This window comes from Photobacterium sp. R1, from assembly GCF_054600795.1.
Genome location: NZ_BAAHZP010000863.1, coordinates 1 through 244, shown reverse-complemented (window position 1 = coordinate 244; position 244 = coordinate 1). Strand labels below are relative to the sequence as shown.

The 244-nt window shown below is 43.9% G+C and carries 1 protein-coding gene; it reads left to right on the top strand.

Features of this window, described 5'->3' with window-relative positions; genetic code table 11:
- Window positions 1-64 precede the first annotated feature (64 nt).
- The coding region (locus tag ACYP03_RS27535; protein WP_459782876.1) for an iron-sulfur cluster assembly scaffold protein at window positions 65-244 on the top strand (180 nt) is incomplete at its 3' end.

The window sequence follows — 244 nt, the reverse complement described above, 5'->3', positions numbered from 1 at the left end:
ACCTGAACACAGTTGAGTGGGCACACCACTAAGTTGCGGTCTTCACGAATTCGAGGAAATTACCATGGCATATAGTGACAAAGTAATTGATCATTACGAGAACCCGCGGAACGTGGGCTCATTTGATAAAGATGATAAAAATATCGGTAGCGGTATGGTTGGTGCGCCGGCATGTGGCGACGTAATGAAACTGCAAATCAAAGTGTCTGATGAAGGCATTATTGAAGATGCACGTTTTAAAACC